Below are 20,752 nucleotides of genomic sequence, written 5' to 3' on the forward strand. Positions count from 1 at the left end.
CGTTACGCACCGTGTGAGTATCCAGAGCATGCTCCCCGCCCCGATCATTGCCCGCCCGCTCTCCCGCCCTTCGCAAGCGAAGGCCAGGGTCCGTGCCGGCGAAAATCCGCTGGTGCACATCATCCTCGCCTTCTGGGCCTTGTGGCACTGCCGCCACGCGCGTCCACCGGACACTTCGCCCACGCACCCCTGACCCGACCCGGCCTCATCGGCCGATTGTCTCAGCCTGACCGCTCGCCTGCGCGGCGGTCCTGCGTGTCCTAGAGCGAATCCACCATGCACTTTGCCCCTGCCGAGCACGCCAGGCGTTTCCTGGCCGACAACCCTGATATCGACCTGATCGAACTGTTCATCCTCGACGCCAACGGCGTGCCCCGCGGCAAGCTGCTGCACCGCGAGGAACTGCTGGCGGTGTTCGAAAGCGGCCGCCCGCTACCCAGCACCATCCTCGGCCTGACCCTCAACGGCGACGATGTCGAAGACTCCGGCCTGGTCTGGGACGTCGGCGACATCGACTGCCGCGCCTACCCGCTGGATGGCAGCCTGGTGCGCCTGCCCTGGCGCCGGGTACCGACCGCCGCCGTACAGGTCAGCATGCACCCCAGCGAAGGCCTGCCGGCCAGCGTGGCGGATCCGCGCCATGTGCTGCTGAAGGTCATCGACGCGCTCAAGGCCGACGGCTACCACCCGGTAATGGCCTGCGAGCTGGAGTTCTACCTGCTCGACCAGCAGCGCGATGCCCAAGGTCGGCCACAGCCGGCGCTGGACAGCGACGGTGGACGACCGCGCGGGACCCAGGTATATGGCCTGCGCGAGCTGGAGCAGATCGAACCCTTCCTCGCCGACCTCTATGCCGCCTGCAAGGCCCAGGGCATTCCGGCGCGCACGGCGATCTCCGAGTACGCGCCCGGCCAGGTGGAGATCACCCTGGAGCACGGTGACGCGCTGCAGGCCATGGACCAGGCTGTGCGCTACAAGCGCCTGGTCAAGGGCATTGCCAATGCCCATGGCATGCAGGCCTGCTTCATGGCCAAGCCATTCGCCCAACTGGCCGGCACCGGCATGCATATGCACCTGAGCCTGGCCGATGCCGCCGGCAACAACCTGTTCGCCAGCCAGGACAGGGCCGGCACCCCGCTGCTGCGCCAGGCGGTAGCCGGCATGCTGCGCCACCTGCGCGAATCGCTGTTGCTGTTCTGCCCCAACGCCAACTCGTACCGCCGCTTCCAGGCCAACAGCTATGCACCACTGGCGCCGACCTGGGGCGTGGACAACCGCACCGTCAGCCTGCGGGTGCCCGGTGGCCCGGCGGCCAGTCGCCATGTCGAACACCGCATCTGCGGCGCCGACGCCAACCCCTACCTGGCCGCCGCCGCGCTCCTCGCCGCCGCGCACCAGGGCATCGGCGAACAGCTCGATCCCGGCGCGCCGGTCGAAGGCAACGGCTATGCCCAGGCCAGCGAGTTCCTGCCCAGCGACTGGCTGGCTGCCCTGCAGGCCCTGGAGCAATCGACCTGGGCCCGGGAGGCGCTGGGCGAGGCCTTCCTCGGTGTGTACCTGAAGGTCAAGCGCGCCGAGCACCGCCAGTTCATGGCCGAGGTCGGCGAACAGGACTGGCGCTGGTACCTGCACCAGGCCTGAACCCCGAATCACGACAAGGAACACCCATGAACGCAGCAGTGAACAAAGGGCCGGCCCAGCGCGCGCCTTCCTACTACAGCGCCTCCCTCAACGACACCACCGAATACCCCACCCTCAAGGGCACGGTGCAGGTGGACGTGGCAATCATCGGCGGCGGTTTTACCGGCGTGGCCACTGCGGTGGAGCTGGCCGAGCGCGGCCTGAAGGTGGCCATCGTCGAGACCAACCGCATCGGCTGGGGCGCCAGCGGGCGCAACGGTGGCCAGGTCACCGGCAGCCTGTCGGGCGACGAGGCCATGCGCACGCAGATGCGCGACCGCCTGGGCGCCGAGGTGGACGACTTCATCTGGCACCTGCGCTGGCGCGGCCACCAGATCATCGAGCAGCGCGTCGAGCGCTACGGTATCCAGTGCGACCTCAAGCACGGCCACCTGCACGCGGCGATGAAACCGTCGCACATGACCGAACTGCGCGCCTTCGAGGCCGAAGCCCAGCGCCGCGGCATGGGCGAGCTGGTGCAGTTGCTCGACCGCGACGCCATGCAGCAGCACCTGCACAGCCCGCTGTACCTGGGCGCGTTGAAGAACCGCCGCAACCTGCACCTGCACCCGCTCAACCTGTGCCTGGGCGAGGCCCGCGCCGCCCATGACCTCGGCGCGCTGGTGTTCGAGAATTCCGAAGTGCTGGAGATCGTCCATGGCCCGCGCCCGGCGGTGGTCACCGCCCAGGGGCGGATCGAGGCGCGCCAGGTGATGCTGGCCGGCGACGTCTACCACAAGCTGGAAAAGCGCCAGCTCAAGGGCAAGATCTTCCCGGCCATGGGCGGCATCGTCACCACCGCGCCGCTGGGCGAGCTGGCCGAACAGATCAACCCACAGGACCTGGCGGTGTACGACTGCCGTTTCGTCCTCGACTACTACCGCCTGACCGCCGACAAGCGCCTGCTGTTCGGCGGCGGTGCCAACTACTCCGGGCGCGACTCGCGGGACATCGAAGGCGAACTGCGCCCGTGCATCGAACGCACCTTCCCGGTGCTCAAGGGCGTGCCGATCGAGTTCCAGTGGAGCTGCGCCATGGGCATCGTGGTCAACCGCATTCCGCAACTGGGCAAGCTGTCGGACAACGTCTGGTACTGCCAGGGGTATTCCGGGCATGGCATCGCCACCAGCCATATCATGGGCGAGATCATGGCCGAGGCGTTGACCGGTACGCTGGAGAAGTTCGACACCTTCGCGGCGTGCAAGCACATCAAGGTGCCGATGGGGGACTTGCTGGGCAACCCGCTGCTGGCGGCGGGGATGTGGTACTACCAGATGCTCGAGAAATTGCGCTGAGTCTTAACCCTACACAACCTCGCTGTGGGAGCGGCCTTGCGTCGCGAAAGGGGTGCGAAGCACCCCCATCGATTGACGCGTTATCGCTGATATCCTGTGGCCGCTTCGCGACCCTTTCGCGACGCAAGGCCACTCCCATACCGATCGCGCAGGCTGCGGATCAGGCGATCTTCTTCAGGCCCTGCTTCTTCAGCTCTTCGTCACGCAGTTCGCGACGCAGGATCTTGCCGACGTTGGTGGTCGGCAGGGCATCGCGGAACTCGATGGCCTTCGGCACCTTGTAGCCGGTGACGTTGGCGCGCATGTGCTCCATCACCTGCTCCTTGGTCAGGGTCATGCCCGGCTTGACCACGATGAACACCTTGATCACCTCGCCCGATTTCTCGTCGGGAATACCGATGGCCGCGCACTGCAGCACGCCCGGCAGGGCCGCGAGCACGTCTTCGAGCTCGTTGGGGTACACGTTGAAGCCCGAGACCAGGATCATGTCCTTCTTGCGGTCGACGATGCGCATGTAGCCGTCCGGCTGGATCAAGGCGATATCGCCGGTCTTCAGCCAACCCTCGCTGTCGATGATCTCGGCGGTCGCTTCATCACGCTGCCAATAACCCTTCATCACCTGCGGGCCCTTCACGCACAGCTCACCGACCTCGCCCAGGGGCAGTTCCTGGCCGTTGTCGTCGATGACCTTGCACAGGGTGGACGGCACCGGAATGCCGATGGTGCCGACCTGGTTGGCCTCGCTCGGGTTCACCGCCGCCACCGGGCTGGTCTCGGTCATGCCGTAGCCTTCGCAGATGGCGCAGCCGGTGACGGCCTTCCAACGCTCGGCCACGCTCAACTGCAGGGCCATGCCGCCGGACAGGGTGATCTTCAGCGAGGAGAAGTCGAGGTTGCGGAACCCTTCGTTGTTGCACAAGGCGACGAACAGGGTGTTCAGGCCGACAAAGCCGCTGAACTTCCACTTGCCCAGTTCCTTGACCATGGCCGGCAAGTCGCGCGGGTTGCTGATCAGCACGTTGTGGTTGCCGATCAGCATCATGGCCATGCAATGGAAGGTGAAGGCATAGATGTGGTACAGCGGCAGCGGGGTGATCAGGATCTCGCAACCTTCGTGCAGGTTGGCCCCCATCAACGCGCGGCACTGCAGCATGTTGGCCACCAGGTTGCGGTGGGTCAGCATGGCGCCCTTGGCCACCCCGGTGGTGCCGCCGGTGTACTGCAGCACGGCAACATCGTTGGGCTGCGGATTGGCCTCGGTGACCGCCCCGCCCTTGCCCAGCGCCAGCGCGTCGTTGAAACGCACGGCCTGCGGCAGGTTGTAGGCCGGGACCATTTTCTTCACGTACTTGATCACGCTGTTGATCAACAGGCGCTTGAGTGGTGGCAACAGGTCGGCCACTTCGGTGACAATGACGTGTTTGACCTGGGTCTTGGGCACGACCTTTTCCGCCAGGTGCGCCATGTTGGCCAGGCACACCAGGGCCTTGGCCCCGGAGTCGTTGAACTGGTGCTCAAGCTCGCGGGCGGTGTACAGCGGATTGGTGTTGACCACGATCAGCCCGGCACGCATGGCGCCGAACACGGCGACCGGGTACTGCAGGACGTTGGGCAGTTGCACGGCGATGCGATCGCCAGGCTTGAGGTCGGTGTGCTGTTGCAGCCAGGCGGCGAAGGCGCCGGACAGGGCATACAGCTCGCCGTAGGTGATGGTCTTGCCCAGGTTGCTAAAGGCCGGTTTGTCGGCAAAGCGTTGGCAGGATTGCTTGAGCACCGCCTGGATATTGGGGAATTCGTCAGGATTGATTTCCGCCGTAATTCCGGCTGGGTACTTATCCTTCCAAAAATGTTCGATCATGGAAGCCCGCTCCTTCAGCAACAGCGAATTCGGTACGCGTCGATGCGCTTATTATTGATATGGGATGACGGTTCATTGCAAACCGGATCATCTGAAAGCGCGCCGAGAGTAACAGCTTTGCCAGGGGTCGCCTAGAGGCCAAAGCGGCCCGCACGGTCACAAAAATGACTCAAAGAAATTTCCAGGTCATTTTTAGAGTAATTGTACAAAATGTCGCGAATTCGCCTGAAAACCTTGAACTAGAGCCATCTGCTTTAACTATGGGAGCGGGCTTGCCGGGCGATACGTCCTGCGCACCGCAAGCCCGCTCCCACAACACAAGTGCTCATCGGCCTTGCGGCCTCAGGCGATATCCCGCAGCTCGCGCCTGAGGATCTTGCCCACCGGGGTCATCGGCAGCGAGTCGCGCAGCACGATGTGCTTGGGCACCTTGTAGCCAGTGAAGTTGGCCTTGCAGAACGCCTTGAGCTCTTCGACGCTCACCCCGCCGGCACGCGGCACCACGAATAGTTTCACCGCTTCGCCGGTGCGCTCGTCCGGCACGCCGATGACCGCGCAGCTGGCCACCTGTGGGTGACTCATCAGGACATCCTCGATCTCGTTGGGGTACACGTTGAAACCCGAGACGATGATCATGTCCTTCTTGCGGTCGACGATGCGGGTGAAGCCATCCGCCTCGATCACCGCGATATCGCCGGTCTTTAACCAGCCTTCGGCGTCCAGCGCCTGGGCGCTGGCCTCGGGCTGGCGCCAGTACCCCTTCATCACCTGCGGGCCCTGGATGCACAGTTCGCCACGCTCGCCCAAGGGTTGTTCGTTGCCCTCGTCGTCGATCACCTTGAACGCGGTGCCCGGTACCGGGATACCCACAGTGCCCAGACGCGCCAGCTGGCCATAGGGGTTGCTGCTGGCCACCGGCGAGGTCTCGGTAAGCCCGTAGCCTTCGACGATGCGACAGCCCGTGAGCGCCTCCCAGCGCTCGGCGGTGGCCTTGACCAGCGCGGTGCCACCGGAGTTGGTGACCTTGAGCGCCGAGAAATCCAGCGACTTGAAGCCAGGGTGGTCCATCAGCGCGACGAACAGCGTGTTCAAGCCCAACAGCGCCGAGAAGCGCCACTTGCCCAGCTCCTTGATGAAGCCCGGGATATCCCGCGGGTTGGTGATCAGCACGTTGTGGTTGCCGGTGACCATCATGCACATGCAATTGGCGGTGAAGGCATAGATGTGGTACAGCGGCAGCGGCGCGATCATCACCTCCTGCCCTTCCTTGATCAGCGGCTGGCCATCCGGCCCGTGCTGGCCGAAACAGGCCAGCACCTGGAGCATGTTGGCCACCAGGTTGCCGTGGCTGAGCATGGCGCCCTTGGCCAGGCCCGTGGTGCCGCCGGTGTATTGCAACACGGCGACGTCATCGAGCACCTGCGGCACCGGTTTGTGCAGCAACTCGCGCCCCTGGCGCAGCACCTGCTTGAACGACACGGCCTGGGGCAACTGGTAGGCGGGCACCATCTTCTTCAGCTTGTCGACCACGGTGTTGACCAGCCAGCCCTTGGCCGCCGGCAGCAGGTCGCCCATCCTCGCCTCGATCAGGTACTCGATGGCGGTGTCCGCCAGCACCTCCTGGACCCGCTTGCCGAACATGTTGAGGAACACCAGGGCACGGGCGCCGGAGTCCTGGAACTGGTGGCGCATCTCGCGCTCGGTGTACAGCGGGTTGGTGTTGACCACCACCAGCCCCGCGCGCATGGCGCCGAACACGGCGATGGGGTATTGCAGGACATTGGGCATCTGCACCGCGATGCGGTCGCCCGGCTGCAGGTCGGTGTGCTGCTGCAACCAGGCGGCGAAGGCTGCCGAATGGCGCTCAAGCTCGGCGTAGCTGAGGGTGACGCCCAGGTTGCTGAACGCCGGGCGGTCGGCGAAGCGCTTGCAGGAGCGCTCGAAGACATCGACGACCGAGGTGTAGGCATTCATGTCAATGGTCGAAGGCACGCCCGCCGGGCGCTTGTCATTCCAGAAATCGGCTTGCATTTATTGTTGTTCCTCTGCCGGGACCGTCCCTGACCTGATTGCCTGATGGCAAAAAGGCGTTCAGCCGACGTTAGCAGCAATGCCGAAGGTGGCAAATACGCCAAGTGCCGCCATTAACATTGTGAATCTCTTTTCTGCCCTTCCTGCAATCGGCCGCTTTGCGCATACACTGTTGACCACCCCCTGCGCGCAAGGACCCGCCATGCCCCATGACGCCTTCTGGCTGCCCGCCAGCGAGCATTGCAGCCTGTACGTGCACCAATGGCTGCCGACCACGCCGGTCAAGGCCGTGGTGCTGCTGGCCCACGGCATGGCCGAGCATGCCGGGCGCTACCAGCGCCTGGGCCTGGCGCTCAATGCCGCAGGTTTCGCCCTGCTCGCCCCTGACCTGCGCGGCCATGGCCGCACCGCCGAGCTGGGCAACCTGGGCTTGTTCGCCCGACACAATGGCTGGAATGCCGTGGTCAACGACCTGGGGCTGCTGGCCCAGCACAGCGGCCAGCAGTTTCCCGGCACGCCGTTGTTCCTGTTCGGCCACAGCATGGGTAGCTACATCGCCCAGGCCTACCTGCTGCACCACAGCGCCAGCCTGCAGGGGGCGATCCTCAGCGGCTCGAACTTCCAGCCGGCAACGCTGTACCGCGCCGCGCGCCTGATCGCCCGGCTCGAGGCCTGGCGCCAGGGCCCGCTGGGCAAGAGCGCGCTGATCGACTGGCTGTCGTTCGGTTCGTTCAACAAGGCGTTCAAGCCCAACCGCACCGCGTTCGACTGGCTCAGCCGCGATGAGGCCGAGGTGGACAAGTACATCGCCGACCCGCTGTGCGGCTTTCGTTGCAGCAACCAGCTGTGGCTCGATCTCCTGCAAGGCCTGGCGCAGATCAGCCAGGCGCGGCAGCTGGCGCAGATCGATCCGAACCTGCCGATGCTGGTGATGGGCGGCGAATGTGATCCGGTGAGTGCCGGCAAGCGTCTCACCCGTCTGGCCGACGCCCTGCGCGCGACCGGCAACTGTCATGTACAGTTGCGCCTTTACCCCGGTGCACGGCACGAAGTGCTCAACGAAACCCATCGCGACGAGGTCTGCGCCGATATCATCGGCTGGCTGGAGCAGGCGCTGGCCCTTGGCCGCCCTGCCCGCAGCGAATGATAGCCGCCCTCGCCGCCCCACAAGGAAGCCCTGATGACCCAGGTCAGCAACACGCCTTACGAAGCCCTCGAAGTCGGCCAGAAAGCCGAGTACAAGAAGTCCGTGCAAGAGCGTGACATCCAGCTGTTCGCCGCCATGTCCGGCGACCACAACCCGGTGCACCTGGACGCCGAGTTCGCCGCCAAGAGCATGTTCAAGGAGCGCATCGCCCACGGCATGTTCAGCGGCGCGCTGATCAGCGCCGCGGTGGCCTGCACCCTGCCTGGCCCTGGCACCATCTACCTGGGCCAGCAGATGAGCTTCCAGAAGCCAGTGAAGATCGGCGACACCCTGACCGTGCGCCTGGAAATCCTCGAGAAGCTGCCCAAGTTCAAGGTGCGTATCGCCACCAATGTGTACAACCAGAACGACGAGCTGGTGGTGGCTGGCGAGGCTGAAATCCTCGCGCCGCGCAAGCAGCAGACCGTCGAGCTGGTCAGCCCGCCGGCGTTCGTCGCCAGCTGAAAGCACAGCGGCGCCTACAGATTACCGGTAGGCGCTCACCCCAGCTCGCGCAAGCGCCGTTCGATATGCCGGCGCTCCGGCCCCTGGCGGGTCAGCGCCAGCGCCTGCTGCCAGGCGGCGCGGGCCTGCTCGAGGTTGCCCAACTGCCGATGCAGCTCGGCCCGCGCGGCATGCGCCAGGTGATAGTCGCCCAGTTCCCCCCGCGCGAGGATCGCCTCGACCGCCTGCAACCCTGCCTGCGCGCCATCGCGCCTGGCCAACGCCGCCGCCCGGTTCAGCTCCACCACCGGCGACGGCCAGTGCCGTTGCAGCACCTCGTACAAACCGACGATCTCGTGCCAATCGGTCGCCTCGGCACTGGGCGCCTCGGCATGCACCGCAGCGATTGCCGCCTGCAAGCTGTAGGGGCCGATCTGGCGGCTGCGCAGCGCCTGCTGCAGCAACTGGCAACCCTCGTCGATCTGCGCCCGGTCCCACAACCGGCGATCCTGCTCGTCGAGCAGCACCAGCTCGCCACTTGCGTCGCTGCGGGCCTGTTGCCGCGAAGCCTGCAGCAGCATCAGCGCCAGTAGCCCGAGCACCTCGGCATCGGGCAGCAACTGCGCCACCAGCCGGCCCAGGCGAATGGCCTCGTCCATCAGTTCGCCGGTGGTCACAGCATCGCCCGAGGACGCTGAGTAGCCTTCGTTGAACACCAGGTAGATCACCCGCAGCACCGTCTCCAGGCGCTCGGGCAGCTCGGCCCGCTCGGGCACCTGGTAGGGGATCTTCGCCTCGCGGATCTTGGCCTTGGCGCGCACGATGCGCTGGGCGATGGTTGCCGGGCTCTGCAGGAAGGCATGGGCGATCTGCTCGGTGGTCAGGTCGCACACCTCGCGCAGGGTCAATGGCACCTGGGCGTCCGCGGCCAGCGCCGGGTGGCAGCAGGTGAAGATCAGCCGCAGGCGGTCGTCGGCCAGCAGTTGCTCTTCGCCCGGATCCTGCGCCTGGCCCTCGAGCAGCATGATCAGGTCGGCCTGGGAGCGGTCGAAGCGCGCCCGCCGGCGCAAGGCGTCGATGGCCTTGAAGCGGCCGGCAGAGACCAGCCAGGCCCGCGGGTTGTCCGGAATGCCGTCGCGCTGCCAGCGCTCGACGGCGATGAAGAAAGCATCGTGCATGGCCTCCTCGGCCAGGTCGAAGTCCCCCAAGAGGCGAATCAGGGTCGCGAGGATGCGCCGGGAGTCACGACGGTAGACCGCCTCGACCTCCAGACGCACCCGCCTTTCAGTGCTCATCGGATGGGCATTCCCTGCTGCGTCATGCGGGTGGTCCTCGCTCCCGTTCAGGGTTGCAGTTCACGTACCGGCCGTACCTCGACGCTGCCGACCCGCGCCGCCGGGATGCCCTTGGCGATGTTCAGCGCCTCGTTGAGGTCGCGGGCATCGACCAGGTAGAAACCGGCCAGTTGCTCCTTGGTTTCGGCGAATGGGCCGTCGGTCAGGCTCATGCGCCCGGCACGCACACGTACCGTGGTGGCCGTCTGCACCGGCTTGAGCGCCTCGGCGGCGAGCATGCGTCCAGAGCCGTGGATGGACTCGGCATAGGCCATGCACTCGGCGTCTTCGGGGCTGTCGGGCAAGCTGTGCAGCAGCGCTTCGTCACAATAGACCAGGCACAGGTATTTCATGATCGTCTCCGGCAGGTCGGTGGGTCATAGGCGATGGGCGGTATCAAGGCTTGAGGTTGAACAGGGCCTTCTGGGTTTGCATGTCGAACGGCGCCGACCAGTGTTCGTGGATCACCTGCCATTGGCCGCCGCTACGCCGGTAGCCAACGGTGGCACGCATGAAGCCGCACTGGCTTTCATCGTCGGACGGGCCACAGCGGTTGAGCCAGTGGGCCAGGCCCAGGTCGCCGTCGGCATGCACGGTCAACTCGGCCAGTTCGAACACCATCGGCCCGGTACAGTAGCCCATGCACATTTCCCAATGCGCGCGGTAGGCGGCCTTGCCTTTGAACTGCAGGGCCTGGATGGCATCGAAGGCCAGGATGTCGTCGGCGTAGGGTTGGACGATGCGCTCGATGTCACGCTCGCGCACGGCCTGCATCCAGTGCTCGATCAGTTGGCGGATCTCGGTTTGAGCTGCAGCATTCATCGGTGCTTTCTCCAGTGTTTGCCCGCGTGGCGCCGAACACATTTCGGCGCCTTCAACACTGGTCGAACGAGCACGTCGCGAATCGACAACAGGCTCGAAAAAACAGCCTCAGGCAGGCACGGCCAGGATGAACTCGCGATAACCCGACACAATCACATACCCGGCGAAATAGCAGAAAATCGCCGCCGACAGCAGGTAGGACCAGGTCAGCAGGCGATCGCCCAGCAGGCGCCCGCCATGGCTGGCGATGCCACACAGCGAGGCGCACCAGAACAGGCCCGCGGCAAAGAAACCGCCGAGGAACAAGCCGGCATCCAGCGCACTGCCCGCGCCGGAGCGGGAGATCAGCACACCGCCCACCGCGGCGAACCAGAGGATCGCGCTGGGCGATGACATGGCCAGGAAGATCCCGCGCAGGAACTCGCGCCAGCCCGACTCGACCACCACCTGGCCCTGCGACGCCAGGTGGCCGCCGCGCCATGCCGCCAGCAGCATTTTCACCGCGAACCACAGCAGCAGCGCCGAACCACCCAGCCATAACGTCCAGCGCACGCTTTCGAACTGCAGCAGCACGGTCATGCCGGCCAACGCCGCCAGGGCGTAGATCAGGTCACCGACGCAGGTCCCCAGCCCCAACCAGAAGCCTTGCAGGAAGCCACGTTGCATGGCCAGGGTGATCATGGCGATGTTGGCAATGCCGATGTCCAGGCACAGGGACAGGCTCAGAAGAAAACCGTTGGAAAAGGGCATGGTAGGCTCGGCCGCAAGCGAAACTCCGGATTGAACCCGAATCTGGCCTGGCGGTACAGGGCGAACATTCACGCAGGGTTGTTCATTCCGCCAGCACCTGTGCATAGCGCTGGCGATCGACATTGGCCCCGCTGAGCACTACCGCCACGCGCTTGCCGGCCTGGCGCTCACGCTCCTGCAACAACGCAGCCAGGCCCGCCGCACCCGCGCCCTCGGCAGTGTTGTGGGTGGTTTCGTGGTACAGGCGCATGGCCTCGGCGATCTCGCGGTCATCGACCCGCACGATCCGCGCTGCGTGTTCGCGCACCAGGGCAAACGCCTGCGGTTGCGGCACCCGACAGGCCATGCCGTCGGCGAAGGTATCGGCGCTGGCGGTGGTGACGATGCGACCCTGCTCGAAGCTACGGGCATAGGCATCGGCAGCGCTGGAGACCACCCCGACGATTTCGGTGGACAGCCCCAGCAGGTTGCGCGCCTGGATCAGCCCGCAGATGCCCGAGCCCATGCCAATCGGCACGTACACGCAATCCAGTTCGGCCACCGCCTCGAACAGCTCCAGGGCATAGGTGGCCACGCCACGCACCAGCTCGGGGTGGAACGACGGCACCATCGCATAGCCGCGCGCCTCAGCCAGGCGCGCGGCCTCCTCACGGGCCACGTCGAAGTCCACGCCATGCTCCACCAACTCGGCACCCAGGGCGCGCATGGCGGCGTTCTTCTCCCGCGAGTTGCCTTCAGGCACCACGATCACCAGCGGCAAACCAGCCTGGCGCGCCGCCAGGGCCATGCTCTGGCCGTGATTGCCCCGGGTGGCGGTAACCAACCCGCGCGGCACCTGGCCGCCGGCCAGCAGCGAGCGCACATAGACCAGCCCGCCGCGCACCTTGAAGGCACCGGTAGGGGCATGGTTCTCGTGCTTGACCCACACCTCGCAGCCCACCCGCTCGGCCAGCAACGGCCAGGCGTGCTGCGGGGTCGGCGGGACATGCTGGTGAACGAAGGCGGCGGCTTCACGCAGGGCGGGCAGGTCGAACATGGCGGGCGTCCTTATCGGCAGTGGGTTGAACCGATGCTAAGGGCCGGGCATTGTATGGGTCCAAACTTATATTGCATGGGCGACAATTTCGTGTGGCTTCCCACCCTGGCGGACAACGAGCAACCGCGCTACCTGGCGCTGGTCGAGGCCATCGCCGCCGCTATCGAGCACGGTGAGCTGAAAATGGGCGAGCGTCTGCCGCCACAGCGCCGCCTGGCCTGGGCCCTGGGCCTGAACCCAAGTACCACGCAGCAAGCCTACCGCGAGGCTGCCGCGCGGCACCTGGTCGCCGGCGAGGTGGGGCGCGGCACCTATGTGCTGGCGGGGAGCAAGGAGGCGACGCTGTTCCGGCTCAAGCAACCTGACCGTCAACAGCAGGTGATAGACCTGTCGACCAATGTGCCGGTGGCCGACCCGCACAATGATGACCTGGCGCACAGCTTGCGCGACGTGCTCGAGCAGGGACAAAGCGCCCTGCTCGACCACTACCTGGGGCCAGAGCAACTGCTGCTGGGGCGGATCCACGGGGCTCGCTGGCTGGCCAACCGCGGCCTGGCGCTTGCCCCCGAGCAGGTGCTGCTGTGCGGTGGCGCCCAACAGGCCCTGATCCTGGTTTTGCAGTCGCTGTGCCAGGCGGGCGAACCGGTGCTGGTCGAAGCGCTGACCGCACCGGGCATCAAGGCGGCCTGTCGCCAATTGCGCCTGCCGGTGCATGGCGTGGCCCTCGACGGCCAGGGCCTGCGCCCGGACGAGCTGGACCGGGTCGCCCGCGCCAGCGGCGCGCGGGTGCTGGTGACCACCCCGACCCTGCACAACCCGACCGCGGCCTGCATGAATGAGGCCCGGCGCCAGGCGCTGGCGCAAGTCGCCAAGCGCCACCAACTGTTGGTGATCGAGGATGACGTCTACGGCGCCTTGACCGACCAGCCGCCGCTCTACCCCTTGCTCGACGGCCGCGGCGTGCTGATCAGCAGCTTGTCCAAGACCGTGGCCGCCGGCCTGCGCCTGGGGTGGATCGCCGCCCGGCCAGAGCTGCTGGAACAGGTCGACCCCCACGCCCAGGCCACCCACTGGTCGGTGTCGCCGCTGAACCTGCACATCGCCTGCCAGTGGATCGCCGACGGCACCGCTGCCCGGCGCCTGGCCTGGCAGCGGCAAGAGCTGGGCGAACGTTGGCGCCTGGCGCGGACAATCCTGGGGGACGCGCTAGTGGCCGATGGCGTAGCCTCGCCCCATGCCTGGCTGGCCACGCCAACAGAGGCCGAGACACTGGTTGCGCGCTGCCGCGCCCAAGGGGTGGAGATCGTCCCGGCCAGCGTGTTCGCGGTAGGCACCGACAACGTGCCGGCGGTACGGGTCAGCCTGTCGGCGGCACGCAGCCGGGCCCAACTGAAACAAGGCCTGGAGCTGATACGTCGACAACTGTCGCTGTAGGCGCCGGCCTGGTCGACGAACACCGGCGCCCACGGCACGGGGCCTCAATTCAGCCGGCAACCCTCGCCCATGGCGCGGTACTGCAGGGTGTGCACCTGGCCCTGATGGTCCTCGTAGGTCATGGTGGCAGGCACCACGTCGCACACGTTGGGGATGGTCGACAAGCTGATGACACGCTTGATGTCGAGGTTGGTGGAGTAGTCGTATTGTTCGACCGCAGGTTGGCTGGAGGCGGTCTTGACCTCATCGGCGAGGGCGAACGAGGACATACCGACCAATGCAAGAATCAGTAGGGCTTTCATGGGTGTTGACCTTGATGGCTATCAAGCTGATCGCGTGACTTCTGAAGCCGTCAATGGCGCGGAGAAGTTGTCATCGACTGCGAAGATGACACGAAGTACCGATCCCGCTTTATCGTACTGCTGGGGGGATGTGGGAAATTTTACTCCCAGGCCGGAATAGTTGAACCCCGAACTAGGACAATCACCCTTGCCGTATTTGCAACAATCTGCGACAAAGCACGCCCGTCCGCACTCGCCCATGTTTACTCAAGCGCCATGAATTTCAGCCGCCTTGCCCCTCTCCAGCGCCGCCTGCTGGATCACTTCTACCGCCAGCATGGCTCACGCATGCGCGCGGCCGGCGAAGGCGAGCAGTGGGTAGCGCGCGCCGGTGAAATCATTGCTGGGGTGAACCTGACCCCTGTCACCGGCGGCCAGTGGCTGACCGCCCTGTTCGTCGCACCGCAATGGCGGGGCCAACACGTGGCCACGCGCCTGCTCGATACTGCGCTGAGAGATGCACCCGGCGCCACCTGGCTGTTCTGCCACCCAGACCTGGCGCGCTTTTACCAGAACCTGGCCTTCACACCCGCCATCGACCTACCCCAAGCCCTGGCCGCGCGCCTGGCCCGCTACCAGCGCAGCAAGCCGCTGATGGCGATGGTCCGCGGTCAGTCGTCGGCCACCTCGAGCCCGGGGAACAGCACCTCGGTGTAGCCGAACTTGCTGAAGTCCTGGATGCGCGAGGGGTACAGGCGGCCAATCAGGTGGTCGCACTCATGCTGCACCACCCGCGCGTGGAAACCGTCGGCGAAGCGGTTGATCGGGTTGCCCTCGGGGTCGATACCCGAATAGCTGATGTGCTTGTAGCGCGGCACCACGCCGCGCAGGCCTGGCACCGACAAACAGCCCTCCCAGCCGTCCTCGACCTCCATGGCCAACGGCGTGATCAGCGGGTTGAGGAGGATGGTCCGCGGCACCGGCTCGGCGTCCGGGTAGCGCTCGCTGCGCTCGAAGCCGAAGATCACCAGTTGCAGGTCGATGCCCACCTGCGGCGCGGCCAGGCCGACACCGCCGACATGGGCCATGGTCTCGAACATGTCGTCGATCAGTTGCTGCAGTTCGGCGCTGCCGAGCAGGTGTTCAGGTACCGGTGGGGCAATGCGCAGCAGGCGTTCATCGCCCATCTTGAGAATGTCGCGGATCATCAGGTGTTCGGCTCGCGGGTCTGGGGTTCGGGGGTTACCGGGTGCTCATGGCCGAGCACGGAAATGCTTTGCTGCGGGTTGGCCTCGTTGAAGTCCTTTTCGCCAGGGTCCTTGCCCTCGGCCGACATATGCTCGATCACCGCGTTCATCTCCGCGCCCAGCAGCAACACGGCGGCGGAGATATAGAAGTACAGCAGCAGCACGATGATCGCGCCGATACTGCCGTACATGGCGTTGTAGTCGGCAAAGGTCTTCACGTAGTAGGCAAAGCCCAGCGAGGCGACGATCCACACCACCACCGCCAGCACCGAGCCTGGGGTGATGAAGCGAAATTTCTGTTTCACATCGGGCATCACGTAATAGATCAATGCCACAGCCACCATCATCAGGATGATGATCGCCGGCCAGCGCAGGATGGTCCAGACCACCACCACCGCTTCCTCCAGCCCGACCTGGGAGGCGATCCACTCCATGACTTGCGGGCCCAGCACCATCAGCGCGGCGGCGGCCAGCAACATGCCGGCGATGCCCACGGTGTAGATGATCGACAGCGGGAAGCGCTTCCACACCGGGCGGCCCTCCGGCACATCGTAGGCGGCGTTCATCGCGCTCATCATCAGGCGCACGCCGGCCGAGGCGGTCCACAGGGCGATGACGATACCCACCGAGAGCAAGCCGCCCTTGGATTGCTGCAACTGGTCGATCACCGGGTTGACCTGCTCCAGGGCCTGGGGCGGCAGCACCAGTTCCGATTGCAGGCGCAACCAGGAGAAAAAGTCCGGCAGGTGCAAAAAACCGATCAGGGCGATCAGGAACAGCAGGAAGGGGAACAGCGAGAACAGCATCTGGTAGGCCAGCGCGGAGGCATAGGTGGACATCTCGTCATCGAGGAACTCCTTGACGGTGCGCACCAGCACGCGGTGCAGAGGCAGGCCGCGCAGGTCGGGAAAAATCATAGCGTCTCCTTTCGCCGCTTGATCTCGGAGGGTCGGCCAAGGCCATAGGCAGGCCTGGCAATGCAGACAAGTCTAATAGACCGTGCCGCAAGTGTGACGGCTCAATGGCAAATGCAGGAAAACGGCTACCCGAAGTAGAAGCCAGCCTTGCTGGCGAACAGCCCGCGTACGAGCCCGTTCGCCAGCAAGGCTGGCGCCTACAGTGGCGTCAAGCAGGCATCACGGCTTCTTCACGGCATCCTTGACCTTGCCCACCGCCTGTTGCGCCTCGCCCTTGAGCTCCTGGGCCTTGCCTTCGGCGCGCAGCTTGTCGTTGTCGGTGACCTTGCCGACGCCCTGCTTGATGTTGCCCACGGCCTCGTTGGCCAGGCCCTTCGCTTTGTCCTTGGTGCCACTCATGGGATGTCTCCTTGAAGGAAAGACACGGAAAATCGTGTCGACATCAGATCGACCCATGCCGCCTCGCCAGAGTTTCAATTTGTTGAGCGGGACGACACGAGCGCGGGCTTGCCCCGCGCAGGGCCCCGCCGCACAATGGCAGGCCAATCTAGCGTCAACCCGCAGGAACCTGCATGAAACTCGACAAGCCCACCGCCATCGCGCGGCGCAACGAAGCGCTGACCCGGCCGGTGCTCAACCGCGACAACACCCTGTTCGCCATCCTCGACCCCAAGCGCAACCTGTGGTGGTTCGAAGTGCCGGTGGCCCTGCTGCGCAAGGGCCAGCCCGACTGGGTCAACCTGCTGCTGCACACCCCGCAAACCGACGAACTGCAGCACCTGAAGGTGCCCACCAACTTCCTGCGCGCTCACCAGGAGCAAATGGAAGTGCGCAACCCCGGCAAGCGCCGCTCGACCATCAGCCTGGCCTTGAGCGCCGACCGCGACTCGCGGCTGCGCGACACCCGCCCGGGTGGCGAACAGCTGGATTTCAGCACCTTCGTGCAGGCCTGATCAGGCCCGCTCGATGCGATCGTCATGGATGACGATCCGGCCCTGCTTGAACAACGCGCCGATGGCCTTCTTGAAGTTGCCCTTGCTGACGTTGAACATCTGGCTGATCAGCGCCGGGTCGCTCTTGTCGCACACCGGCAGCACGCCACCGGCCGCCTCCAGGCGCTGCATGATCTGCTCGTGCAGGCTGTCGGCCAACGCCTGGCCCACCGGTTGCAGGCTCAGGGCGATCTTGCCGTCGTGGCGTACTTCCTTGATGAAGCCCTTCTCGTGCATCCCCGAACGCAGGAACTTGAACACTTCGTTCTTGTGGATCAGGCCCCAGTGGCGGTTGTTGATGATCGCCTTGAAGCCCATGGGCGTCTCGCCGGCCACCAGCAGCTCCACCGGCTGGCCGACCTGGTAGTCGACCGGGGCGAGGTCCAGGTAGCGATCCAGCTTGGCGGTGGCGGTGATGCGCCGGGTGCGCTTGTCCAGGTAGGCGTGCACCACGCAGTAGTCGCCGATCTTCAATGGCCGGGACTCTTCCGAGTACGGCATCAGCAAATCCTTTGACAGCCCCCAATCGAGGAAGATGCCGGCGCCGTTTATGTCCTTGACCTTGAGGCTGGCGAACTCGCCCACCTGCATCTTCGGCTTCTCGGTGGTGGCGATCAGCTGGTCTTCGCTGTCGAGGTAGATGAACACGTTGAGCCAGTCATCCAGCTCCAGCTCGGCGTCCTTGGGGAAGTAACGCCGCGGCAGGAGGATTTCGCCGTCGGCGCCGCCGTCCAGGTACAGGCCGAACTCCACGTGTTTCACGATTTGCAAACTGTTGTAACGCCCAAGCAGAGCCATTTCCGAAGATCCTCAAGACAAGGCGGCTATTTTCCAGAGACACAGGTGGATGTCAAAGATTGCCGCGCATTGACATCCAGGCCCTGACCTACGGTTCATCCAGTCTAGGCTTTCATTCAGTGGAGGTTGTCGGGCGCGACCTGATACAGGCGCAGCGCATGCGCCATTACCCGACTGAACACGGGCGCGGCCACCCGCCCACCGTAATAGCCATTGCGGATCGGGTCTTCGATTACCACGACCACCACGAAGCGCGGCGCGCTGGCCGGGGCAAAACCGGCGAAGATCGCCCGATAGGCGTGCCCCGAATAACCGCCGGAGCCCGCCCTGGACAGCCTTGCCGTGCCGCTTTTACCCCCCACTCGGTAGCCAGGCACCCGCGCCCGGTGGATCCCTCGACGGTCCTCGACCACCTGTACCAGCATGTCCCTGACCTTGTTCGCAATGCCAGGGCTCAGGGCCTGGGTCATCGCCGGCGGCGCCTCGACCCGTAACAGCGAAACCGGCAGCAGCCGGCCGCCGTTGGCCAAGGCGGCGTAGGCCCGGGCCAACTGCACCGCGGTCAGCGAAACACCGTAGCCATAGGCTAAGGTCGCCGTCTCGGCAGCTTGCCAGACCCTGCGCACAGGCAAGGCGCCCGAACGCTCGCCGGGAAACCGCGTACCGGTCACCTGGCCCAGCCCTGTACGCCGCAGCAACTCGTGGATTCGCGCGGCGCCAATGTCGAAGGCGACCGTGCTGATGGCAACGTTGCTCGAACGCACGAGGATCTGCGTCATGTCCAGCACTTCACCGGCGGTACGCGACGCATCGCGAATCAGATACCGCCCTACCTGCAAGGTGCCGGTCTCGACCTTCACGGTATCGCCCGGCAGCCAGCGGCCACTCTCCAGCGCCGCCGCTACCGCAAACGGCTTCAGGGTGGACGCAGGCTCGAATACATCCACCACGGCGCGGTTGCGCATCAACGAGGGGCGCAAGCGTGCGCGGTTGTTGGGGTTGAACGTCGGCTGGCTGGCCAGCGCCAGCACTTCCCCGCTGCGCACATCGAGCACCACGACACTGCCGGCCACGGCGGCATGCTCATCGAGGGCAAGGCGCAGCTCGCGGTTGGCGAGGTACTGCAACGGCAGGTCCAGCGACAACGCCAACGTCTGTCCCGGGCTCGCCGCCCGGCTGATACCCCGGTCCCCGATCACGCTGCCACGGCGATCCTTGATCAGCCGACGCAGCCCATCGACACCCCGCAAAGTCGCATCGAATGCCAGCTCCATGCCCTCGCTGCCGCGATTGTCCCGATCGGTGACGCCGACCACCTGGGCCGCGACCGCCCCCGCCGGGTAGAACCGCCGCGGCTGTTGCACGGTGTGCACGCCCAAGATCTGCTCGCGCTGCAACACCTGGACGAGCATCTGCCCCTGCTCCGGCGACAAGCCCCATCGCAGATAACTGAACGCCTTGTCGCGACGCCGGGTCAAGGTCGCCGCCAGCAACGGCAGGGGCACATCCAGTGCCTGGGCGAGCAGCGGCCACTTGGCTTGCTGCGTCATCAGTACCCTGGCATCGCCCCACACCGTCACCATTGGCGTACTGGCCGCCAGCGGCCGCCCGGCCCGGTCCGTGATCAGCCCACGCGAGGCGGCAACCGGCACATGGCGCAGGCTGCGTGCATCGCCCTGCTGGCGAAGAAACGCCGTATCGATGACCTGCAGGTAGACCACCCGGGCACTGACGATCGCCGCCATGAACACCACCAGAAAAACCACCACCCTGAAGCGCCAGCGCAGGTTCATTGCGCCAACCAGGCAGGTGCTGGGATATCGAGCAAGCGCAGCAGCCTCGCGTTGACACTGCCAGTGAGCGGCAGCTCGAAGTCCAGTTGCATCAGGTAGATGGCTTCCTGGGTGTGCGCCCCGGCAAGGCCATCGATCTCGCCGCGGTAGTATTCGCGGGCCTGCAATGCCCCTTGCAGCCTGGCCACCAAGGCCGTACCCAAGGGGGCCGAGCCTTCATGTTCCGGGACTGCGCGCGCCGAACAGGGCAGCGCAGCGCCCAGCACCAGCAGCCAGCACATCCCCAGGCTTCTCAGCGTGCCCCAGGTGGTCGAGCACCTGCGGTGGGTCAATAGGTCGTCCATTCGACCACCACCCGCCGGTTGCACTGCCGATCCTGCGCGGTCTGCCCATCGCGCTGCGGGTAGCGCTCGCCGTAGGCGGTGGTGTCGATCTGCTCGAACAAGGCGCCGTACTTGATCAGGTAGTAACCGACCATCTGCGCCCGAGCCTGGGCCAGCACCGTGTTCTGCTCGGGCGAGCCCAGGTCATCCGTGTGCCCCTCGATACGCACCTCTGCCATGGGGTGGGCGTTCAGGTAACGGCCAACAACCCGCAACTGGCGTTGCACGTCGCGGCTCACTTGCGCGCTGTCCGAGCCGAACAACACCACCAACCCCGCGACATTGTCCTGCTCGTCCGACAGTTGCTGAAGTTTCAACGCCTGCTGCTGATCGGCCTGCGCCAGGCTTACCCACAGCGCATCGGGGTCGCTGTCGGCACCCACACTGCATCCCGGCAACAGCAGTGCACATAGGACAAACCAAGACATCTGCAAGGCATTCATCGGCCACACGCTCATCAACTGAATGTTC

General features: G+C 65.4%; 22 protein-coding genes. 7 read left to right on the plus strand and 15 right to left on the minus strand.

The window, feature by feature from the left end:
- Window positions 1-276 precede the first annotated feature (276 nt).
- Complete coding sequence (locus KSS95_RS20675) at window positions 277-1,641, plus strand: glutamine synthetase family protein (RefSeq protein WP_217849203.1); 1,365 nt, start codon at window positions 277-279, stop codon at window positions 1,639-1,641.
- 26 nt (window positions 1,642-1,667) lie between these two features.
- Entirely contained in the window at window positions 1,668-2,975 is a 1,308-nt protein-coding gene (locus KSS95_RS20680; protein WP_217849205.1) for an NAD(P)/FAD-dependent oxidoreductase, read from the plus strand.
- 160 nt (window positions 2,976-3,135) lie between these two features.
- Here KSS95_RS20680 and fadD1 read toward each other — a convergent pair whose 3' ends face one another.
- Window positions 3,136-4,833: a long-chain-fatty-acid--CoA ligase FadD1 gene (gene fadD1 / locus KSS95_RS20685; protein WP_217849207.1), complete on the minus strand. Its 1,698-nt coding sequence runs from the start codon at window positions 4,831-4,833 to the stop codon at window positions 3,136-3,138.
- 342 nt (window positions 4,834-5,175) lie between these two features.
- Window positions 5,176-6,864, minus strand: coding sequence for a long-chain-fatty-acid--CoA ligase FadD2 (gene fadD2, locus KSS95_RS20690; protein ID WP_217849209.1), 1,689 nt, complete (start codon window positions 6,862-6,864; stop codon window positions 5,176-5,178).
- Between the two features lie 202 nt (window positions 6,865-7,066).
- Between fadD2 and KSS95_RS20695 the strand changes: the two genes are divergently transcribed.
- Window positions 7,067-8,011, plus strand: coding sequence for an alpha/beta hydrolase (locus KSS95_RS20695; RefSeq protein WP_217849211.1), 945 nt, complete (start codon window positions 7,067-7,069; stop codon window positions 8,009-8,011).
- 33 nt (window positions 8,012-8,044) lie between these two features.
- Window positions 8,045-8,515, plus strand: a complete 471-nt coding sequence (locus KSS95_RS20700) for a MaoC family dehydratase (RefSeq protein WP_134693593.1) — start codon at window positions 8,045-8,047, stop codon at window positions 8,513-8,515.
- A 35-nt stretch (window positions 8,516-8,550) separates the two neighbouring features.
- Here KSS95_RS20700 and KSS95_RS20705 read toward each other — a convergent pair whose 3' ends face one another.
- The 5 genes from KSS95_RS20705 to KSS95_RS20725 all read right to left on the minus strand — a co-directional run bounded on the left by KSS95_RS20705 (window position 8,551) and on the right by KSS95_RS20725 (window position 12,436).
- Window positions 8,551-9,789: an RNA polymerase sigma factor gene (locus KSS95_RS20705; protein ID WP_217849213.1), complete on the minus strand. Its 1,239-nt coding sequence runs from the start codon at window positions 9,787-9,789 to the stop codon at window positions 8,551-8,553.
- 47 nt (window positions 9,790-9,836) lie between these two features.
- On the minus strand, window positions 9,837-10,181 hold the full coding sequence (locus KSS95_RS20710) for a YciI family protein (RefSeq protein ID WP_217849215.1): 345 nt from the start codon (window positions 10,179-10,181) through the stop codon (window positions 9,837-9,839).
- 43 nt (window positions 10,182-10,224) lie between these two features.
- Window positions 10,225-10,650: a YybH family protein gene (locus KSS95_RS20715; RefSeq protein ID WP_217849217.1), complete on the minus strand. Its 426-nt coding sequence runs from the start codon at window positions 10,648-10,650 to the stop codon at window positions 10,225-10,227.
- Window positions 10,651-10,758: 108 nt separating this feature from the next.
- Entirely contained in the window at window positions 10,759-11,400 is a 642-nt protein-coding gene (locus KSS95_RS20720; RefSeq protein ID WP_217849219.1) for a LysE family translocator, read from the minus strand.
- 82 nt (window positions 11,401-11,482) lie between these two features.
- Window positions 11,483-12,436: a threonine dehydratase gene (locus KSS95_RS20725; protein ID WP_217849221.1), complete on the minus strand. Its 954-nt coding sequence runs from the start codon at window positions 12,434-12,436 to the stop codon at window positions 11,483-11,485.
- Window positions 12,437-12,526: 90 nt separating this feature from the next.
- Here KSS95_RS20725 and KSS95_RS20730 point away from each other — a divergent pair, with 90 nt between their 5' ends.
- Complete coding sequence (locus KSS95_RS20730; RefSeq protein WP_217849223.1) at window positions 12,527-13,870, plus strand: aminotransferase-like domain-containing protein; 1,344 nt, start codon at window positions 12,527-12,529, stop codon at window positions 13,868-13,870.
- 44 nt (window positions 13,871-13,914) lie between these two features.
- Here KSS95_RS20730 and KSS95_RS20735 read toward each other — a convergent pair whose 3' ends face one another.
- Window positions 13,915-14,172: a DUF2790 domain-containing protein gene (locus tag KSS95_RS20735; protein WP_217849224.1), complete on the minus strand. Its 258-nt coding sequence runs from the start codon at window positions 14,170-14,172 to the stop codon at window positions 13,915-13,917.
- Between the two features lie 255 nt (window positions 14,173-14,427).
- On the opposite strand from KSS95_RS20735, the gene KSS95_RS20740 reads away from it, so the two are divergent.
- The gene (locus tag KSS95_RS20740; RefSeq protein ID WP_217849226.1) at window positions 14,428-14,868 is read left to right on the plus strand and encodes a GNAT family N-acetyltransferase; all 441 of its coding nucleotides are present in this window, start codon (window positions 14,428-14,430) and stop codon (window positions 14,866-14,868) included.
- Here KSS95_RS20740 and def read toward each other — a convergent pair.
- The 3 genes from def to KSS95_RS20755 form a co-directional block, all read right to left on the minus strand.
- Window positions 14,823-15,359: a peptide deformylase gene (gene def, locus KSS95_RS20745; RefSeq protein ID WP_217849228.1), complete on the minus strand. Its 537-nt coding sequence runs from the start codon at window positions 15,357-15,359 to the stop codon at window positions 14,823-14,825. The genes KSS95_RS20740 and def overlap by 46 nt on opposite strands.
- Window positions 15,359-16,315, minus strand: a complete 957-nt coding sequence (locus KSS95_RS20750; protein WP_217849230.1) for a YihY/virulence factor BrkB family protein — start codon at window positions 16,313-16,315, stop codon at window positions 15,359-15,361. The genes def and KSS95_RS20750 overlap by 1 nt, the downstream gene beginning before the upstream one ends.
- Window positions 16,316-16,534: 219 nt before the next feature.
- Window positions 16,535-16,714 (minus strand): CsbD family protein, encoded by a 180-nt coding sequence (locus tag KSS95_RS20755; RefSeq protein ID WP_023629533.1) that lies wholly within the window; start codon window positions 16,712-16,714, stop codon window positions 16,535-16,537.
- A gap of 173 nt (window positions 16,715-16,887) precedes the next feature.
- On the opposite strand from KSS95_RS20755, the gene KSS95_RS20760 reads away from it, so the two are divergent.
- Entirely contained in the window at window positions 16,888-17,268 is a 381-nt protein-coding gene (locus tag KSS95_RS20760; RefSeq protein ID WP_134693582.1) for a hypothetical protein, read from the plus strand.
- On the opposite strand, the gene KSS95_RS20765 is transcribed toward KSS95_RS20760, so the two are convergent.
- The 4 genes from KSS95_RS20765 to KSS95_RS20780 all read right to left on the minus strand — a co-directional run bounded on the left by KSS95_RS20765 (window position 17,269) and on the right by KSS95_RS20780 (window position 20,664).
- Complete coding sequence (locus KSS95_RS20765) at window positions 17,269-18,105, minus strand: CvfB family protein (RefSeq protein ID WP_217849232.1); 837 nt, start codon at window positions 18,103-18,105, stop codon at window positions 17,269-17,271. It lies immediately after the preceding gene.
- 116 nt (window positions 18,106-18,221) lie between these two features.
- Complete coding sequence (locus tag KSS95_RS20770; protein ID WP_217849234.1) at window positions 18,222-19,898, minus strand: peptidoglycan D,D-transpeptidase FtsI family protein; 1,677 nt, start codon at window positions 19,896-19,898, stop codon at window positions 18,222-18,224.
- Window positions 19,895-20,242 (minus strand): peptidoglycan-binding domain-containing protein, encoded by a 348-nt coding sequence (locus KSS95_RS20775; RefSeq protein ID WP_217849236.1) that lies wholly within the window; start codon window positions 20,240-20,242, stop codon window positions 19,895-19,897. Before KSS95_RS20775 ends, KSS95_RS20770 begins: the two co-directional genes overlap by 4 nt.
- The gene (locus KSS95_RS20780) at window positions 20,227-20,664 is read right to left on the minus strand and encodes an OmpA family protein (protein ID WP_217849238.1); all 438 of its coding nucleotides are present in this window, start codon (window positions 20,662-20,664) and stop codon (window positions 20,227-20,229) included. The genes KSS95_RS20775 and KSS95_RS20780 overlap by 16 nt, the downstream gene beginning before the upstream one ends.
- Window positions 20,665-20,752 lie beyond the last annotated feature (88 nt).

It is taken from the genome of Pseudomonas muyukensis (assembly GCF_019139535.1).
Lineage (GTDB): Bacteria > Pseudomonadota > Gammaproteobacteria > Pseudomonadales > Pseudomonadaceae > Aquipseudomonas > Aquipseudomonas muyukensis.

Coding starts and splice junctions, on each gene's coding strand:
- KSS95_RS20725 (WP_217849221.1), bottom strand. CDS start 12,436: ATGTTCGACCTGCCCGCCCTGCGTGAAGCCGCCGCCTTCGTTCACCAG.
- KSS95_RS20705 (WP_217849213.1), bottom strand. CDS start 9,789: ATGAGCACTGAAAGGCGGGTGCGTCTGGAGGTCGAGGCGGTCTACCGT.
- KSS95_RS20680 (WP_217849205.1), top strand. CDS start 1,668: ATGAACGCAGCAGTGAACAAAGGGCCGGCCCAGCGCGCGCCTTCCTAC.
- KSS95_RS20765 (WP_217849232.1), bottom strand. CDS start 18,105: ATGGCTCTGCTTGGGCGTTACAACAGTTTGCAAATCGTGAAACACGTG.
- KSS95_RS20695 (WP_217849211.1), top strand. CDS start 7,067: ATGCCCCATGACGCCTTCTGGCTGCCCGCCAGCGAGCATTGCAGCCTG.
- KSS95_RS20710 (WP_217849215.1), bottom strand. CDS start 10,181: ATGAAATACCTGTGCCTGGTCTATTGTGACGAAGCGCTGCTGCACAGC.
- KSS95_RS20715 (WP_217849217.1), bottom strand. CDS start 10,650: ATGAATGCTGCAGCTCAAACCGAGATCCGCCAACTGATCGAGCACTGG.
- KSS95_RS20740 (WP_217849226.1), top strand. CDS start 14,428: ATGAATTTCAGCCGCCTTGCCCCTCTCCAGCGCCGCCTGCTGGATCAC.
- KSS95_RS20720 (WP_217849219.1), bottom strand. CDS start 11,400: ATGCCCTTTTCCAACGGTTTTCTTCTGAGCCTGTCCCTGTGCCTGGAC.
- KSS95_RS20755 (WP_023629533.1), bottom strand. CDS start 16,714: ATGAGTGGCACCAAGGACAAAGCGAAGGGCCTGGCCAACGAGGCCGTG.
- KSS95_RS20700 (WP_134693593.1), top strand. CDS start 8,045: ATGACCCAGGTCAGCAACACGCCTTACGAAGCCCTCGAAGTCGGCCAG.
- def (WP_217849228.1), bottom strand. CDS start 15,359: ATGATCCGCGACATTCTCAAGATGGGCGATGAACGCCTGCTGCGCATT.
- KSS95_RS20735 (WP_217849224.1), bottom strand. CDS start 14,172: ATGAAAGCCCTACTGATTCTTGCATTGGTCGGTATGTCCTCGTTCGCC.
- KSS95_RS20750 (WP_217849230.1), bottom strand. CDS start 16,315: ATGATTTTTCCCGACCTGCGCGGCCTGCCTCTGCACCGCGTGCTGGTG.
- fadD2 (WP_217849209.1), bottom strand. CDS start 6,864: ATGCAAGCCGATTTCTGGAATGACAAGCGCCCGGCGGGCGTGCCTTCG.
- fadD1 (WP_217849207.1), bottom strand. CDS start 4,833: ATGATCGAACATTTTTGGAAGGATAAGTACCCAGCCGGAATTACGGCG.
- KSS95_RS20770 (WP_217849234.1), bottom strand. CDS start 19,898: ATGAACCTGCGCTGGCGCTTCAGGGTGGTGGTTTTTCTGGTGGTGTTC.
- KSS95_RS20675 (WP_217849203.1), top strand. CDS start 277: ATGCACTTTGCCCCTGCCGAGCACGCCAGGCGTTTCCTGGCCGACAAC.
- KSS95_RS20760 (WP_134693582.1), top strand. CDS start 16,888: ATGAAACTCGACAAGCCCACCGCCATCGCGCGGCGCAACGAAGCGCTG.
- KSS95_RS20775 (WP_217849236.1), bottom strand. CDS start 20,242: ATGGACGACCTATTGACCCACCGCAGGTGCTCGACCACCTGGGGCACG.